Genomic DNA, 15,614 nt, shown 5'->3' on the forward strand with positions numbered 1-15,614 from the left:
TGATCGCCACGAGGTCCCGAGTAGGTTACGAAAGGTGAGCCGCAAGGTCCAGAAGTGGGTCCAAAAATTTGTGCCTTCGTGCACAAGACCTCTAACGGACGAGAGTCATGCGCTCACGGTGACGGATCATGCAGGCCGGTCACCTGGAATTGTTGTATTCGAACCCACTCGATCGAGAGACGCACGACACGCTGGTGATCGGTTATGACATCGGCCACGCGCCCGCGAATCGCCAGGCGGTCGATTGCGTCGGCAAGCTGCTAGACGCGGTTGAGCCGGGCCAGCAACATCGCGGACGAAACGGCGTACGCGCCGCGCCGGCGGACCGAGGTGACCACGGCCCGGTCCGAGGTCGCGACCACCACCTGCCGCCCCTTCGGCTCGGCGGAAACGAGGTCCCGGATCACGTCGTCGGCCTGCACCCCGGGCTCGCTGAACAGCACCCGGACCCCGCGCGGGCCGGCGGTCGGCACCGCCAGCACGTCGGCGCCGTCGAAGACGACGGTGACCTCGGCGCCGGTCCGCGCCGACAACGCGGCGAGCTGGTGCGCCAACCGATCCCGCTGATCGGACAGCGGCAGTTCCGGATACCCGGTCTTGGTCACGTTGTAGCCGTCGACGATCAGGTGCACGGCGGGCAGCGCCAGCAACCGGTCCAGCGCGGCGACGTCCGGCACCTCACCGGTCGCACCGGAATGCGCCCTGACGCGCTGCACGACGTCCGCGGGCCGAGGCCCGCTCCCGCTCGCCCCCAGCTCGCGCCTCAGGCCGCCTACGGCGCCCTCCAGCGTCTCCAGCAGCAGCGCCAACCGCACCTCGTCGCCCTGGCGGGCTTCTCGGGCGGACTGCCGCGCCACCTCGACCTCGGAGCTCGCGCGCTCCGCGCGCCGCCGCTCGTCCTGCGCTCGCGTCCGCTCGCGGTCGCGCTCCGCGGCGATCTCCTCGATCTCCGCCTCGTGCTCCGCGCGGATCTTCGCCAGCTCGCCGCGCGCGTGCTCCGCGGCGTCCTTGGCTTCCTTCAGCCGCACGCCCTGCTCACGCAGGCGCTTGCGCAGCCGGTCCGCCTCCGAGCTGTTCTCGTCGCCTACGCGCTCGGCAGCGTGCTTAGCCTCGGCGAGCTCTCCGCGCAAGCGCTCGACGTCGGCGGTCAGCCGCTCGACCCGCGCCGTCGCGGAGTCGCGCTCGCCGCGCAACTGGCCCTGCTCCGCGCGGAACGCGATCAGTTCTACGTAGTGCGGCGCGATCGGCGAGCCGAGCAGCACGGCGGCCGCGGCGACCACGACCGGATCGGGGTCGTCCAGGGCGAGCGCCTCCGGGCGGTGGTTGCCGCACCAGTCCACGACCGCGGTGCGGAACACCCCGGAGTCGCGCAGCGCCGCGATCAGCGCCGACTGGCCGAGCTTGGCCCGCTTGGCCGGCGCGAAGCGGACCACCGGGCGGAGCTGGGCCGGCACATCCGACGCGCGCATCTCGGCCAGCGAGCAGGCCGCCAGTTCCGCCAGCCGCAGGCGCAGCGGACCGGGCAGCCCGTCCCAGTCGACGGGCGGGCCACCGCCGGCCTGCTGTGCACTGTCCACAGCAGACTCGTCGGGCGTTGGGGCGTCGGTTGCCCCTGGCTTCGGCGGTACCACCCCCACAGGCTAATGGCCCAGGTCCCAGAACCCCGCATCCACCGGGCCTGTCGGTAGCGGGACGTAACGTGATCGCCGATGTCCGCGCACCCGCAACTGTCCTTCGACGAGCTGCTCACCGCCGAGGAAGTCCCGCTGCACCAGGTGACTTTCGTCGTCGTCGACCTGGAGACCACCGGCGGTGACCGCAACGAGGACGCGGTGACCGAGATCGGCGCCGTCAAGGTCCGCGGCGGCGAAGTGCTCGGCGAGTTCGCCACGCTGGTCAACCCGGAGCGCGGCATCCCGCCCGCTGTCGTGTCGATCACCGGCATCACCGAGGCGATGGTCGTCGAAGCGCCCCGCTTCGACACGGTGCTGCCCGCCTTCCTGGAGTTCAGCCGCGGCAGCGTGCTGGTGGCCCACAACGCGCCGTTCGACATCGGGTTCCTCCGCGCCAACTGCGAGCGGCTCGGGCTGCGGTGGCCGAAGCCGCAGGTGGTGGACACCGTGCGGCTTTCCCGCCGGGTGCTGACCAGGGACGAGACGCCCAACCACAAGCTCGGCACCCTCGCCCGGGTGCTGGGCGCCCGCACCGTTCCGGTGCACCGCGCGCTGGACGACGCGCGCGCCACCGTGGACGTGCTGCACGCCCTGCTGGAGCGGGTGGGCGCGCTCGGGGTGCGAACGCTGGAGGACCTGCTCGGTCACCTGCCCGATGTCGCGCCGCAGCAGCGGCGCAAGCGCAGCCTCGCCGACGGGCTGCCGAACTCGCCGGGCGTCTACCTCTTCCGCGGGCCGAAGGACGAGGTGCTCTACGTGGGCACGGCGACCGACCTGCGACGGCGCGTCCGGCAGTACTTCACCGCCGGGGAGCGGCGCAGCCGCGTCAAGGAGATGGTGCTGATCTCCGAGCGGGTCGATCACGTGGAGTGCGCTCACCCGCTGGAGGCCGAGGTGCGGGAGCTGCGGCTGCTGGCCGCGCACCAGCCGCGCTACAACCGGCGGTCGAAGTTCCCGCAGCGCGCTTGGTGGGTGGTGCTGACCGACGAACCGTTCCCCCGCCTGTCGGTGGTGCGCGTCCCGAAACCCGATGCGCTGGGGCCGTTCGGCTCCCGCCAGGCGGCGGCCGCCGCCGTCGAGGCGCTGCAATCCGCCGCGCCGGTGCGCCGGTGCACCGAACGCATCTCGGCGCGCGAACCCAGCGGCCGCCCGTGCGCCCTGTACGAGCTGGGGCGCTGCGGAGCGCCTTGCGCGGGGCGGCAGAGCGCCGCCGAGTACGAGCCCGCGGTGATCTCCATCCAGGACGTCATCCGCGGCCGCAGCTCGGATCTGCTGGAGCAGCTGCGGGGCGAGCTCGACCGGCTGTCCGAGGCACAGCGCTTCGAAGACGCCGCCGTGCACCGCGACCAGCTGGCCGCGCTCGTGCGGTCGTTGGACCGCGGGCAGCGGCTGGCCGCCCTGACCGGCGTGCCCGAGCTCGTGGCGGCCCGGCCGGACGGCCGCGGCGGCTGGCACCTGTCGGTGATCCGGCACGGGCGGCTCGCGGCCGCGGGCAACGCGCGGCGCGGCGTCCCGCCGATGCCGGTCGTGGACCTGCTGCAGGCATCGGCGGAGACCGTCATCCCCGGCGCCGGGCCGCTGCACGGCACGACGGCCGACGAGGCGCGCGTCGTCTACCGCTGGCTCACCACCGGGGGCACCCGGATGGTCCGGTGCAGCATCCCGTGGGCCGAACCGGCCGGTGCCGCCGGATCCTGGCGCACCTGGCTGGAGAAGGCCACCACCGGCCGGACCCCCTACGCCGCCATCGACTGACGGCCGAGCTCACCCGGTGACGTCCAGGGCGGCGATCACCTTCGTCGGCCGGATGCGGACCACCAGCTCGCCAGGCACGGCGTTGCGGCGGCCGAACTCCTCCGCCCGGTCCCGGCCCATGTAGCGGCCGCCGATCTCGGTCGCCGTCCGCAACAGCTCGCCGGGCTCCTCGGACGTCACCGCGACGCCCTGCACCTGCACGAAGGCGTAAGGCGGCTCTGGCAGGTCGACGCACAGCACGAGCCGCGGATCGCGAGCGATCGCACGGCCCTTCGCGGTGTCCTTGCCGGTGTTGAACACCAAGTCGTCGCCGTCCAGCACGAACCACACCGGCGCGACCAGCGGTCGCCCGTCGCTCGCGGTGAAGCCAAGCTTGCCGGTGCGGGTGCCCGCTTCGAGGAAGGCGCGGATTTCTGGATCCCTGATCGTTGCCACGCCGGAGAACGTAGTCGCCCCTGGCCCGCCGCGCGATCGCTCCGAAAGCAACGAGGCCCGGCACCCTCTCGGGTACCGGGCCTCGTGCGTGCTCGTCTTACTCGGTGGGCTGCTGCGGCTTGCCCGCCGTCAGCTCGCGCTCCGCGTCGCGGGCCACGTCGTCGTGCCGAGCGCGCTCCAGCGCTGCGGTCTCCTCGGACGGGTCCGGGGTGAGCAGGCTGCCCTTCACCGGGCGGCCGGCCGCGCCGAGCTTGTTCATCTTCTTCGGCACCGGAGCGCCCTGGTAGGGCAGCGCCTCCGGGTGGCCGTGGTCGTCCACCGGGCCCAGCGGCTGGTGGACCTCGATGAACTCGCCGTGCGGCAAGCGCTTGATGATGCCTGTCTCGACGCCGTGGTCCAGCACCTCGCGGTCGCTGTGCTGCAAGCCCAGGCAGACCCGGTAGGTGATGTAGTACGCCAGCGGCGGGAGAACCAGCAGGCCGATGCGGCCGGCCCAGGTCATCGCGTTCAGCGAGATGTTGAACTGGAACGCGACGATGTCGTTCGCACCCGAGATCATCAGCACGCCGAACAGCGTCAGCGCCATCATGCCGAGGCCGGTGCGGACCGGCGCGTCACGCGGCCGCTGGAGCAGGTTGTGGTGCGCGTTGTCCTTGCTGAGCTTGCGCTCGATCAAGGGGTAGGTCATCAGCAGCGTGAACAGGATGCCCATGCCGATGACACCGGCGAAGAACACCGGCGGAACCGTGTACGGCCCGAGGTAGAGCTCCCACGCGGGCCAGATCCGCAGGATGCCGTCCGCCCAGATCAGGTACCAGTCGGGCTGCGAGGCCGCCGACACCTGGGAGGCGTTGTACGGGCCGATGTTCCAGACCGGGTTGATCTGGAAGACGCCGGCCAGGATCGCGCAGACGCCGGTGACCAGCGCGAAGAACGCGCCGCCCTTGAGCGCGAAGGTCGGCATGATCCGGACGCCGACGACGTTGTTCTCCTTGCGCCGCACGCCGGGGAACTGGGTGTGCTTCTGGTACCAGACCAGCGCCAGGTGCACCGCGACCAGGCCGAGCATGACGCCCGGGATCACCAGCACGTGCAGCACGTACAACCGCGGGATGATCTCCGTGCCCGGGAACTCACCGCCGAACAGCGCCCAGTGGATCCAGGTGCCGAGCACCGGGATCGACAGCACGATGCCGGACAGGGTGGCGCGGATACCGGTGCCGGAGAGCAGGTCGTCCGGCAGCGAGTAGCCGAAGAAGCCCTCGAACATGCCCAGCATGAACAGCAGGGCACCGATGGTCCAGTTGCTCTCGCGCGGGCGGCGGAAGGCACCGGTGAAGAACACCCGGAACATGTGCGCCGCCATCGCCGCGACGAACAGCAGCGCCGCCCAGTGGTGCAGCTGCCGGATGAACAGGCCGCCGCGCACCTCGAACGAGATGTTCAGCGTCGTCTCCATCGCCCGGGACATCGGGACGCCCTGGAGGTTCTGGTAGACGCCGTTGTAGACGACCTCCTCCATGGAGGGGTCGAAGAACAGCGTCAGGTAGACGCCCGTCACGATCAGGATGATGAACGTGTAGAGCGCGATCTCCCCGAGCAGGAACGACCAGTGCGTGGGGAAGACCTTGTTGAGCTGCCGCCGCATGCCCTTGGCCAGCTGGTACCGCGAGTCGAGCTCGTCGGCCGCGGTGGCCACCTTGCGGTACGCAGCGCTCTCCGACTTCGTCGGTTGAGTGATCGAACTCATGCGTTACGCTCCCAGTATGCCGGGCCGACCGGTTCGATGAAGTCGCCCTTGGCCACGAAATAGCCCTCTTCGTCCACCGCGATCGGCAGCTGGGGCAGTGCCCGGGTGGCCGGACCGAACACCGGTTTGGCGTAGGTGTTGACCACGTCGAACTGCGACTGGTGGCACGGGCAGAGCAGGCGCCCGGTCTGCTGCTCGAACAGCGAGGTCGGGCAGCCGACGTGGGTGCAGATCTTCGAGTAGGCGTAGTAGTCGCCGTAGTTGAAGTCTTCCTGCCCCTTGCGCTTGACCGGCTGGCTGCCGGGGCGAAGCCGGATCAGCATGACCGGCGCGTCGCCCTTCTTCATCGATGCCTCGAGCTCGTGCTCGTCGTGCCGCATGGACTCGCGGAACGGGAAGACGGTCTCGAAGCCACCCGCGTCGATGTCCTCCGGCCGCAGCAGGGAGATCTCGTGCGGGTTGCCCGTGTTGCGGCGCAGGTAGGTCTTCTCGCCGTTCTCCGACAGCCACTCGGTGTGCTGCAGCGACTCCGGGCCCTCGGTCGCCCACGGGTCGCGGACCAGGCCGCCGATGGCGAACACGCCCGCGCCGACGCCGAACGCACCGGCGCCGAAGCCCGCGGTGCGGCGGATCATCGACCGGCGGGAGATGCCGCTGCGGACGCCCGAGTCGGCGAGCAGCGCGGCGGTGGTCTGTCGGTCGACCTCGTCGGAGCCGTGACCGTCGTGCCGCTGCTGGACGGCGACCTCGTGCGGGATGAACTTCTTCTGGTACTGCACGACGCCGATGCCGACGGCCAGGATCGACAGGCCGAAGAAGAAACCGATCAGCGGGTTGTACAGCGAGTAGATGAAGTGCGCGCGCTCGTCCGACGGCGGCTGGTAGCTCCACGGCCAGAACACGAAGACCGCGATGAACGCCAGCGCCGACAGCCCGGCGAGGGTGAACCAGGCGGCGACCGCGCGCTCCGCGCGGCGCTCGGCCCGGGTCCCCTGGACGGGGAAGTTGTCCCGGTACTCGACGAGCTCGACGTCGTCGAGCGCCAAGCCCAGCCGGACCTTCTCGTCGCGGCTCATCTCGGCCAGTTCGGCCTCTGTGTATTCCTTCTTCTGCTCACTCATGCCCTGGCTCCGATCCACAGGGTGAGGCCGATCAGCGCGCCGAGCCCGACCACCCAGGCGATGACGCCTTCCGGCCCGGGCCCGTAGCCGCCCAGGTCGTTGCCACCCGGGTTGTTGTTTCCGTCGGTGACCGACTTGATGTAGCCGATGATGTCCTGCTTCTCCTCCGGCGTGAGCTGCCGGTCCGAGAACTTCGGCATGTTCTGCGGGCCGGTGAGCATCGCCTCGTAGATCTCGCGCTCGGTCGCCTCGTGGAGGTTCGGCGCGAACTTGCCGGAGGACATCGCGATGCCGCGCCCGGTGAAGTTGTGGCAGGACGCGCAGTTGAGCCGGTAGAGCTCGCCGCCGCGCGCGGTGTTGCCGCCCTGCAGCGCCTCGCCCGTCTTCTTCGGCGACTCCGGCCCACCGCCGTAGGTCTGCACGTAGGCGGCGAGCGCGTCGATCTCTTCCGGGTTGAACTTCGGCGGCTTGCGCGTCGCCTGCGCTTCCTGGCGGACCATCGGCATCCGGCCGGTGGCGACCTGGAAGTGCACGGCGGCCTCGCCGACGCCGACCAGGCTCGGACCGCGGTCCTGGACGCCCTGCAGGTTCGAGCCGTGGCAGGAGATGCAGGCGTTGTTGTAGAGCTGCTCGCCCTGCCTCACCAAAGCCGGGTCCGCAGCGGCGTGCGCGGTCTGCGGCTCGGGAGTCACGACGGTGTACAGCCCACCGGCACCCACCAGCGCGATGCCCAACGCCAGTACACCGGAGATCCGCCGCTTAAGCTTCGAGCCCGCGCGGTTCCGTTTCTTGTTGGTGGTCATGAGAGCGGCAACCCTTGCTGTCCGGTTCGGGGTGTTCGGTTTCGACCTCGTTCGAGAAGCCGATCACAGGGACCTTGCTTCATGGGCCAAGGACCCTGCTTCATCCATCAGGGGACGAGGTAGATCACGGCGAACAGCCCGATCCACACGATGTCCACGAAGTGCCAGTAGTACGACACCACGATGGCCGCGATGGCCTGGGCCGGCGTGAACTTGCTGAGCTTCGTCCGGATGATCAGGAAGACGAAGGCGATCAACCCACCGATGACGTGCAGACCGTGGAAGCCGGTCGTCATGTAGAAGACCGTGCCGTACGCCGACGAAGCGATCGTGGTCGCGTGCTCGGTGACCAGGGTGTAGTACTCACCGGCCTGCCCGAGCACGAAGATCGTGCCCATGATCAGGGTGATCACGTACCACCGGCGGAGACCGAAGACGTCACCGCGCTCCGCCGCGAACACGCCCCACTGGCAGGTGAACGAGGACGCCACCAGGATGATCGTGAACGGGAGGGCGTACGGGAGGTTCAGCTCGGTGGGCGGTGGTGGCCACTCGCCCTCGCTCTGCGCCTTCACCGTGAAGAACATGGCGAAGAGCCCAGCGAAGAACATCAGCTCGCTGGCCAACCAAACGATGGTGCCTACGCTGACCATGTTCGGCCGGTTCAGCGAATGCACGCGTTGACTGATTGAGGGCGCTGCCGTTGTCACGCGACGCATTATGTCTTGCACGTTTTCCCCTCGCGCCTTCGGGTCCGGCCGTCCGCCGGAGGGTGATCGGATTGCAACCCGGAGGTAACGCACCGTGAAAGGCATCCGCGCGAGCTGGTCGGCCTTCAGAGCGGGCCGCCGCGCCCGGAGCAGGCCCGTGATCAGCATCGACGACCCCAGCCTGGAGATCGTCGTGACCGCGTTCGACGAAACCGAGGCGGCCTCGGCCGTCCTCGCGCGGTCGGCCCGCTGGCACCCCGGACTACCTGCGGTGTTGCGCCACCACCTGGCCCTCCCGGAGCACTCGATCGAGTCGGCACGGGCCCTGCTGGACGCCGACGGCTGGTCCGTTCGCCCTGGTGGGCGCGGTGAAGAGCACGCCGCGCCGGGCCTGGCCGCACTGATCGCGCTCCGTGTCCAGCAACTCGATGCGTTGCATTGCTCACAGGAGAGCTCCCGGATGGCCGGTCTCGCCCAGCGGCACGGCGGCGAATCCTTCGGCTGGGACGCGCTGCAACCCGCCGCGGACCGGCCGAGCTGATCGACTTCCGGTTGATCGATTTGCCCGGGCGGCTACTGTTCGCCCCGGTCGGGCCGATAGCATCCGACGGACCCATCCTGCGCCGACCAGCGAGGAGCTAGTGATGAGCACACCGACCACGAACGTTCTCGTGTTCAGCCATCGCCCCGAGGTCCGGGAGGCGATCATCACAGCGATCGGGCGCCGCCCGGCCCCGGATCTCGCGCGGCTGCACTACGTCGAGGCCGGCACCGTCGCGGACGTGCTCAGCGAGGTCGACGCGGGACGCGTGGACCTGGTGATCCTGGACGGCGAGGCGCAGCCGACCGGCGGCATGGGCGTGTCCCGGCAGCTGAAGAACGAAATCGAGCAGTGCCCGCCGGTGGTGGTCGCGGTGCGCCGCAAGGACGACCGCTGGCTGGCGACCTGGTCCCAGGCCGACGCGGTCCTGGTGCACCCGCTGGACCCGCTCGCCGCCGCGGAGACGGTCGCGGAGGTCCTGCGCTCGCAGGGCAAGCCGGTACCCGCCTGACCGCGCGTTGCGGGATGATTTGCGCAGCGGCGCGGCCACCCGGGCGGGAGGCACCGCCGCTGCGGGGCGCGCGGCCCCGGGCCGCCGCTCGCTGAAGACCCGCTCGCTGAAGACGGAGTGAAGAACGTGGGAACCAAGGCGGGAAACTGGGCGGGACTGCTGGGCAGCCTCGTCGCGGGTGAGGATCTCTCCGCGGAGGACACCGCCTGGGCGATGGACCTGATCATGTCCGGCGAGGCCAGCCCCGCGCGGATCGCGGCCTTCGTGGTCGCGCTGCGCGCCAAGGGCGAGACGCCCGCCGAGGTCCGCGGCATGGCCGACGCCATGCTCGCGCACTCTCGGCCCCTTGAGATCACGCAGCGCGCGGTGGACATCGTCGGCACCGGCGGCGACCGCTCCGGCAGCGTGAACATCTCCACGATGGCCGCGATCGTGCTCGCCGCCTCCGGCGTCACCGTGGTCAAGCACGGCAACCGGGCCGCCTCGTCGAAGTGCGGCACGGCGGACGTGCTGGAGGAGCTCGGCGTCGCCATCGACCTGGTGCCCGAAGGCGTGCGGCGCTGCATCGACGAGGTCGGCATCGGCTTCTGCTTCGCGCCGGTGTTCCACCCGGCGTTCAAGCACGCGGGCGGGCCCCGCCGCGAGATCGGCATCCCGACGGCGTTCAACGTGCTCGGGCCGCTGACCAACCCGGCGCGGCCGGCGGCCGGCCTGATCGGCTGCGCCGACCCGCGGATGGCGCCGGTGGTGGCCGAGGTGTTCGCCGCCCGCGGCAATTCCGCGCTGGTGGTGCGCGGCGACGACGGCATGGACGAGATCACCACCACGGCCGCCAGCACGGTGTGGGCGGTGCACGACGGCACGGTCCGCGAGGACCGGCTCGACCCGCGCGACTTCGGCATCCCCCTCAGCCGCCCGGAGGACCTGCAGGGCGGCGACGCGATGGTCAACGCGAAGGCGGTCCGCGACCTCCTGGCCGGTGCCAAGGGCCCGGTGCGGGACGCTGTGCTGCTCAACGCGGCCGGCGCGGCCGTGGCCTACGACGGGCCGGGAACGGATCTCAGCGGCCAGCTCAGCGCCGGTTTGGAGCGCGTCGCGAACGCGATCGACTCCGGTGCCGCCGCGGACCTCCTCGACCGCTGGGCGGCCCGCTCCAGCGCTCTCCGCGCCCAGCTCGGCGCCTGAACCGCTCGTGAGCGCGGAAGCCGGTTCTCACCGGGGCGAACGCTCACGAGGGGTCGGTCACTGGTCTTCGAGCCCGATGGAGAACGCGGCCTCGGTGTCCTTGCGGGAGTAGGAGCGGAACGCGATGTGGGTGTCGGTGCCCAGGACGCCCTCGACCTTGTTGATCCGGCCCGGCACGATCTCGGCCAGGTCCTCGTGGCGGGACACCCGCAGCATCGCGATCAGGTCGACGTCGCCCGCGCAGGAGTAGACCTCGTCCACGCCGTCGAGGTCGGCGATCTCCTGGGCCGCCTCGGTCAGGCGGTCGGCGGCGGTCTGGATCAGCACGATCGCGGTGATCACGACAAAAACCTCCTGCTGCGGGTTCGCGGCCTCTGAAGGCGCTGGAAAAGATCCTATCGGGTCGTTTCGGGATGCGGCGTCAGCCGCATGCGGTGCGGGACCCAGCTCGCACCGCCACGCACGCCGATCGACGAAATCGCCCCTGAACCGGCGCAGGCCCCCGGGTCCGGTGGACTCGGGGGCCTGCGTTCGGTGCGTTCGTCAGTGGTCGCTCTGGCCGGTGTGGTACTCGAACACCAGGCCCGCGACCATGATCAGCACGAAGCCGACGGCGATGACGATCATCCACACGTGGAAGAACGCCAGGGCGAGGCCGGCGAAGGCGGCGGAGGCCGCCAGGCCCACCGGCCAGTAGCTGCCCGGGCTGAAGAAGCCCAGCTCGCCGGCGCCGTCGCTGATCTCGGCGTCGGGGTTGTCCTCCGGCCGGTCCTCGATGCGGCGAGCCACGAACGAGAAGTAGCTGCCGATGATCAGGGACAGACCGCCGACCAGGATCAGCGCCACGGTGCCGACCGGCTCCTTGGCCCAGACCCCGTACACGATCGCGGACAGGAAGAAGAAGATGGTGATGTAGTTGAAGATCTTGGATTCGACCTTCATGGAGTCCTCGCTCTCACGCCGTACGCCCTGCCGAGGGCACTCCTACTTGGCCCCGACCTGACCGGACGGCACGCCGCCGGTGCGCTCGGTGTTGAACGGAACGCCGGTCACCGCGTGCGGGGTGCACAGCTCGCCGCAGTTCATGGAGCCGAGCGCCTCGGCGGCGGTGTACGGCTGGCCGGTCTGCGGGTTGACCTGCGTCCGCAGCTGCATGTACCGGTCGAACTTGTCCTGGGACAGCGCCCGCACCTCGAAGTTCATCATCGAGTGGTACGTGCCGCACAGCTCCGCACACCGGCCGACGAAGGAACCTTCGCGGTTGATGGTGTTCTGGAAGATGTTGTCCTGGTTGTTCTTGTCCGGGTACGGGAAGGTGTCCCGCTTGAAGTGCCACTCCGGAACGAAGAACGAGTGGATCACGTCGGTCGCGGAGATGCTGTACTCGACCCGCTCGTCGACCGGGACGACCAGCAGCGGGATCTCGCTGCTGCTGCCGATGGTGCGCACCGGCTGCCCGTCCGGGGTCTTGTACTCCGGGTAGTTGAACTCCCAGTTCCACTGGAACGCGACCACGTTCACCCGCTGATCGGGGTTGGCCGGCTTGGCCAGCACCGTGTTCTGGGTGACCGCCGTGAAGTAGAACAGCACGACGACCAGAACGAACGGGATCGCCGTGTAGATCAGCTCCAGCGGCAGGTTGTACTGGAACTGCCGGGGCAGCTCCTCCTGGCCCTTCTTCCTGCGGTGGAAGGCCACCGTCCAGAAGATCAGGCCCCACACCATCACACCGACCGCGAGTGCCGCGATCACCGACCAGGTCCACAGGTTCCGCATCGCCTCGGCCTGCGGGGTGACACCCTCTGGCCAGCCGAACCGCAGGACCTCGTCGGTCGTGCAGCCCGTGGCCGCGACACCAACCAGGCCGATCAGACCAGCGACCTTGACCAGCCGTGGCACTCGGGTCCCCTCCTTCAGGCCCACTGCGCGACGCCTCCTCGTGCAAAGCTCTCCACTGCGGCCTGGTGATCACGGCCTCGTCCTGAGACGACACCGGGGATCTGCCGCCGGAATCCTGCGCAGAGCCTAGCCCAGGTGTAGCCGCGATACTGCTCCGGGGGCGTAGATCGCTGCCAGGTGCGCGAGCGCAGCCTCCGCGGGCCCCCGCGCGTGCAGCGCGCGGCCGGACGGACGGCATACTGGGGCGAGCTGTGGGGGGCTGAAGACGACACCGCCGATTCGAAGAGGTGCACCAGACGCGTGTGCGGCCTGCTTGGACTCATTTGTCCCACCGAAGAGAACGCCGGCTTCGCCGTTAACGCGGTGGCCAATGCGCTGCCGTGTCAACGACACCGGGGCCCGGACGAAAGCGACACTTGGCACGGCGGCGAGGTGGTCTTCGGCTTCAACCGGCTGTCGATCATCGACCTGGAGCATTCGCACCAGCCGCTGACCTGGGGCCCACCGGAGACCCCGCAGCGCTACACCATCAACTTCAACGGTGAGATCTACAACTACCTGGAGCTGCGCGCCGAGCTGATCGAGCGGTTCGGGGCCCGGTTCAGCACCGACGGCGACACCGAGGTGATCGTCGCCGCGTACCACTACCTCGGTACCTCGGTGGTCGGCCGGCTGCGCGGCATGTTCGCGTTCCTCATCTGGGACAACGAGCGCAAGGTGGTCTTCGGGGCGCGCGACCCGTTCGGCATCAAGCCGCTGTTCTACGCGGCCGGGCCGGGTGGCGTGGCGTTCGCCAGCGAGAAGAAGAGCCTGCTGAGCCTGGCCAGCACGCTGCGGATCGCCGAGGAGCTGGACCACAAGGCGCTGCAGCACTACATGGTGCTTCAGTACGTGCCGGAGCCGGAGACGCTGCACCGGCAGATCCGCCGCATCGAGTCGGGCACCTCGTTCACCGTGTCCCCGGGCGGGCAGCTGGTCACCGAGCGGTACTTCCAGCCGAACTTCCAGTCCCGGCCGGTCAACACCGACGCCGACGCGCGGCGCCTGCACGACGAGATCGTCAACGTGATGCGCGACTCCGTCGCCAAGCACATGCGCGCGGACGTCACCGTCGGCTCGTTCCTCTCCGGCGGCATCGACTCCACGGCCATCGCGGCGCTGGCCAAGGAGCACAACCCGAACCTGATCACCTTCACCACCGGCTTCGAGCGGCAGGGCTACTCGGAGGTGGACGTGGCCGCCGAGTCGGCCGCGGCGATCGGCGTCAAGCACGTGGTCCGCACCGTCTCCGCCGAGGAGATGATGGAGACGCTGCCGCTGATCATCTGGTACCTCGACGACCCGGTGGCCGACCCGGCGCTGGTGCCGCTGTGGTTCATCGCCCGGGAGGCCCGCCAGCACGTCAAGGTGGTGCTCTCCGGCGAGGGCGCCGACGAGCTGTTCGGCGGCTACACGATCTACCGCGAGCCGCTGTCGCTGGCGCCGTTCGAGAAGGTGCCGGGCGCGCTGCGCAAGGCGATGGGCAAGGTCTCCACCGCCATCCCGGAGGGCGTGCGCGGCAAGGACCTGCTGCGCCGCGGGGCGCTGAGCCTGGAGGAGCGCTACTACGGCAACGCGCGCATCTTCCGCGACGACCAGCTCCGCAACGTGATGCGCAGCTTCGACCCGGGCGTGTCGCACAAGGACGTCACGGCCGGCCCGTACCGGCAGTCGGCGGGCTGGGACCCGGTGACGCGGATGCAGCACGTGGACCTGTTCACCTGGCTGCGCGGCGACATCCTGGTCAAGGCCGACAAGATGACGATGGCCAACTCGCTGGAACTGCGGGTGCCGTTCCTGGACCCGGAGGTGTTCCGGGTCGCCAGCACCATCCCGCTGGAGCAGAAGATCACCCGGGAGACCACGAAGTACGCGCTGCGCCAGGCGATGTACCAGGTGGTGCCCGCGCACGTGATCAACCGGCGCAAGCTCGGCTTCCCGGTGCCGATCAAGCACTGGCTGCGCGACGAGATGCACGACTGGGCGCGCAACATCATCCAGCAGTCGCAGACCGACCACCTGCTCGACCGCACGGCGGTGCTGCAGCTGCTGGAGGAGCACCGCTCCGGGGTGCTGGACCACAGCCGCCGCCTGTGGGCGCTGCTGGTGTTCATGCTCTGGCACGGGATCTTCATCGAGGGCCGCCTGTCCCCCGAGGTCCCGGAGCCCCACTACCCGGTCCGCCTCTGACGGCTTCCGCGAAACGGCCCGCTCACCTCGTGGTGGGCGGGCCATTTCTGTTGTCGGGCCGGGGCGGATGAACGTTCCGCCTGGCTGAGCCCGTGCGTGTTTTGTGTCGCCATAGCAGCACAAAGCACGCACGGGTCGCGCGCTGCCGGTCAGCCGCAGTGCTCGAAGGGGCTGGCGTAGGACTTGTCACCCACCGAGCCGCCCCACTTGACGCAGGTCGTGCCCGCCTCCTGGCGGACCGGACCCGCGTAGTACGTGAAGTTGCCGGAGTCGGTCGCCCGGGTCTTCCCCTGCACCTCCAGGAACGCCGCCGTCGGCGAGGCGGTGCCGAGTGAGGTCGCCTTCAGCGTCACGACGCAGTTGTTCTTGTTCGAGGCGTTGTAGAGCAGGTAGACCGTGCCCGCGCCGGACAGGCCCGCCTCGTCGATCACGCTGTAGCCGGCCCCGCACACCTCGGTCGGCGAGTACGGGTTGCCGTTGCAGTTGTTCTTGCTGGTGAACGACGTGTGGCCGTAGTAGGGCACCGCGACGCCGTTGAGCGTCGCCTTGACCACGGCGCCGTTGAGCCGCTGTTCGTAGTGCAGGTGGGGACCGGTGACGCCGCCGGTCGCGCCCGCCGTGCCGATCTTCGTGCCCAGGCTCACCTGCTGCCCCACCGACACGCTCTGGGTGGACAGGTGGGCGTAGCGGGTCCGCCAGCCGCTGCCGTGGTCGATCTCGACCCAGCGGCCGTAGCTGACGTCGCCCTCGTTCGCCACCCGGGTCACGGTGCCGGCCGCCGAGGCCAGCACCGGCATCCCGGTGATGCCGGACTTCTGGAAGTCCACCGAGTACTGCGGGTTGTGACCGCTGAAGGTCGCGGCCGTCAGGGTCTGCCCGCACTGGAATGGGACCTGGAAGTTCGGTGCGGCGGACGCGGGCGCCTGCCCGAACCCGACCACGCCGAGCGCGGCGAGCACCACCGCCGCCAGGCCCGTGCCTAATCGTCGAAACATGAACCAC

Annotated in this window: 15 protein-coding genes; 5 read left to right on the top strand and 10 right to left on the bottom strand. The window is 69.8% G+C overall.

What is annotated here, in order from left to right; translation table 11 throughout:
- Positions 1 to 260: 260 nt before the first annotated feature.
- Complete coding sequence (locus ACWEV3_RS06690) at positions 261 to 1,577, bottom strand: NYN domain-containing protein (protein ID WP_452612922.1); 1,317 nt, start codon at positions 1,575 to 1,577, stop codon at positions 261 to 263.
- Between the two features lie 132 nt (positions 1,578 to 1,709).
- Between ACWEV3_RS06690 and ACWEV3_RS06695 the strand changes: the two genes are divergently transcribed.
- The gene (locus tag ACWEV3_RS06695; protein WP_452612923.1) at positions 1,710 to 3,428 is read left to right on the top strand and encodes a DEDD exonuclease domain-containing protein; all 1,719 of its coding nucleotides are present in this window, start codon (positions 1,710 to 1,712) and stop codon (positions 3,426 to 3,428) included.
- 9 nt (positions 3,429 to 3,437) lie between these two features.
- Here ACWEV3_RS06695 and ACWEV3_RS06700 read toward each other — a convergent pair whose 3' ends face one another.
- The 5 genes from ACWEV3_RS06700 to ctaE all read right to left on the bottom strand — a co-directional run bounded on the left by ACWEV3_RS06700 (position 3,438) and on the right by ctaE (position 8,256).
- Positions 3,438 to 3,863: a PPOX class F420-dependent oxidoreductase gene (locus ACWEV3_RS06700; RefSeq protein ID WP_452612924.1), complete on the bottom strand. Its 426-nt coding sequence runs from the start codon at positions 3,861 to 3,863 to the stop codon at positions 3,438 to 3,440.
- A gap of 97 nt (positions 3,864 to 3,960) precedes the next feature.
- A complete protein-coding gene (gene qcrB / locus ACWEV3_RS06705) occupies positions 3,961 to 5,613 on the bottom strand; it encodes a cytochrome bc1 complex cytochrome b subunit (RefSeq protein ID WP_452612925.1) in 1,653 nt (550 codons plus the stop codon).
- A complete protein-coding gene (gene qcrA / locus ACWEV3_RS06710; RefSeq protein ID WP_452612926.1) occupies positions 5,610 to 6,734 on the bottom strand; it encodes a cytochrome bc1 complex Rieske iron-sulfur subunit in 1,125 nt (374 codons plus the stop codon). The genes qcrB and qcrA overlap by 4 nt, the downstream gene beginning before the upstream one ends.
- Positions 6,731 to 7,537 carry a cytochrome bc1 complex diheme cytochrome c subunit gene (qcrC, locus tag ACWEV3_RS06715; protein WP_452612927.1) on the bottom strand — a complete coding sequence of 269 codons (807 nt, stop codon included), beginning with the start codon at positions 7,535 to 7,537 and terminating at the stop codon, positions 6,731 to 6,733. The genes qcrA and qcrC overlap by 4 nt, the downstream gene beginning before the upstream one ends.
- A 107-nt stretch (positions 7,538 to 7,644) precedes the next feature.
- On the bottom strand, positions 7,645 to 8,256 hold the full coding sequence (gene ctaE, locus ACWEV3_RS06720; protein WP_452612928.1) for an aa3-type cytochrome oxidase subunit III: 612 nt from the start codon (positions 8,254 to 8,256) through the stop codon (positions 7,645 to 7,647).
- A gap of 148 nt (positions 8,257 to 8,404) precedes the next feature.
- On the opposite strand from ctaE, the gene ACWEV3_RS06725 reads away from it, so the two are divergent.
- The 3 genes from ACWEV3_RS06725 to trpD all read left to right on the top strand — a co-directional run bounded on the left by ACWEV3_RS06725 (position 8,405) and on the right by trpD (position 10,484).
- The gene (locus ACWEV3_RS06725; RefSeq protein ID WP_452612929.1) at positions 8,405 to 8,788 is read left to right on the top strand and encodes a hypothetical protein; all 384 of its coding nucleotides are present in this window, start codon (positions 8,405 to 8,407) and stop codon (positions 8,786 to 8,788) included.
- Between the two features lie 103 nt (positions 8,789 to 8,891).
- Positions 8,892 to 9,299, top strand: coding sequence for a response regulator (locus ACWEV3_RS06730; protein WP_132482761.1), 408 nt, complete (start codon positions 8,892 to 8,894; stop codon positions 9,297 to 9,299).
- A gap of 126 nt (positions 9,300 to 9,425) precedes the next feature.
- A complete protein-coding gene (gene trpD, locus ACWEV3_RS06735; protein WP_452612930.1) occupies positions 9,426 to 10,484 on the top strand; it encodes an anthranilate phosphoribosyltransferase in 1,059 nt (352 codons plus the stop codon).
- Positions 10,485 to 10,541: 57 nt separating this feature from the next.
- Here the strand turns inward: trpD and ACWEV3_RS06740 are convergent, their stop codons facing one another.
- The 3 genes from ACWEV3_RS06740 to ctaC form a co-directional block, all read right to left on the bottom strand.
- The gene (locus ACWEV3_RS06740) at positions 10,542 to 10,826 is read right to left on the bottom strand and encodes an Lrp/AsnC family transcriptional regulator (RefSeq protein ID WP_132482756.1); all 285 of its coding nucleotides are present in this window, start codon (positions 10,824 to 10,826) and stop codon (positions 10,542 to 10,544) included.
- 201 nt (positions 10,827 to 11,027) lie between these two features.
- Complete coding sequence (locus tag ACWEV3_RS06745; RefSeq protein ID WP_132482754.1) at positions 11,028 to 11,426, bottom strand: cytochrome c oxidase subunit 4; 399 nt, start codon at positions 11,424 to 11,426, stop codon at positions 11,028 to 11,030.
- A gap of 42 nt (positions 11,427 to 11,468) precedes the next feature.
- Complete coding sequence (gene ctaC, locus ACWEV3_RS06750) at positions 11,469 to 12,407, bottom strand: aa3-type cytochrome oxidase subunit II (protein WP_452612931.1); 939 nt, start codon at positions 12,405 to 12,407, stop codon at positions 11,469 to 11,471.
- 276 nt (positions 12,408 to 12,683) lie between these two features.
- On the opposite strand from ctaC, the gene asnB reads away from it, so the two are divergent.
- Positions 12,684 to 14,612, top strand: coding sequence for an asparagine synthase (glutamine-hydrolyzing) (asnB, locus tag ACWEV3_RS06755; protein ID WP_358570397.1), 1,929 nt, complete (start codon positions 12,684 to 12,686; stop codon positions 14,610 to 14,612).
- Between the two features lie 149 nt (positions 14,613 to 14,761).
- On the opposite strand, the gene ACWEV3_RS06760 is transcribed toward asnB, so the two are convergent.
- Positions 14,762 to 15,607: a M23 family metallopeptidase gene (locus ACWEV3_RS06760; RefSeq protein ID WP_452612932.1), complete on the bottom strand. Its 846-nt coding sequence runs from the start codon at positions 15,605 to 15,607 to the stop codon at positions 14,762 to 14,764.
- Positions 15,608 to 15,614 lie beyond the last annotated feature (7 nt).

The sequence above is a fragment of the Saccharopolyspora sp. NPDC003752 genome (assembly GCF_053605825.1).

What these genes read in the sequence shown, in the direction of transcription:
- ACWEV3_RS06730 (WP_132482761.1), top strand. Translation starts at nt 8,892, where the DNA reads ATGAGCACACCGACCACGAACGTTCTCGTGTTCAGCCATCGCCCCGAG.
- qcrA (WP_452612926.1), bottom strand. Translation starts at nt 6,734, where the DNA reads ATGAGTGAGCAGAAGAAGGAATACACAGAGGCCGAACTGGCCGAGATG.
- qcrB (WP_452612925.1), bottom strand. Translation starts at nt 5,613, where the DNA reads ATGAGTTCGATCACTCAACCGACGAAGTCGGAGAGCGCTGCGTACCGC.
- ACWEV3_RS06745 (WP_132482754.1), bottom strand. Translation starts at nt 11,426, where the DNA reads ATGAAGGTCGAATCCAAGATCTTCAACTACATCACCATCTTCTTCTTC.
- qcrC (WP_452612927.1), bottom strand. Translation starts at nt 7,537, where the DNA reads ATGACCACCAACAAGAAACGGAACCGCGCGGGCTCGAAGCTTAAGCGG.
- ACWEV3_RS06760 (WP_452612932.1), bottom strand. Translation starts at nt 15,607, where the DNA reads ATGTTTCGACGATTAGGCACGGGCCTGGCGGCGGTGGTGCTCGCCGCG.
- ctaE (WP_452612928.1), bottom strand. Translation starts at nt 8,256, where the DNA reads ATGCGTCGCGTGACAACGGCAGCGCCCTCAATCAGTCAACGCGTGCAT.
- ACWEV3_RS06695 (WP_452612923.1), top strand. Translation starts at nt 1,710, where the DNA reads ATGTCCGCGCACCCGCAACTGTCCTTCGACGAGCTGCTCACCGCCGAG.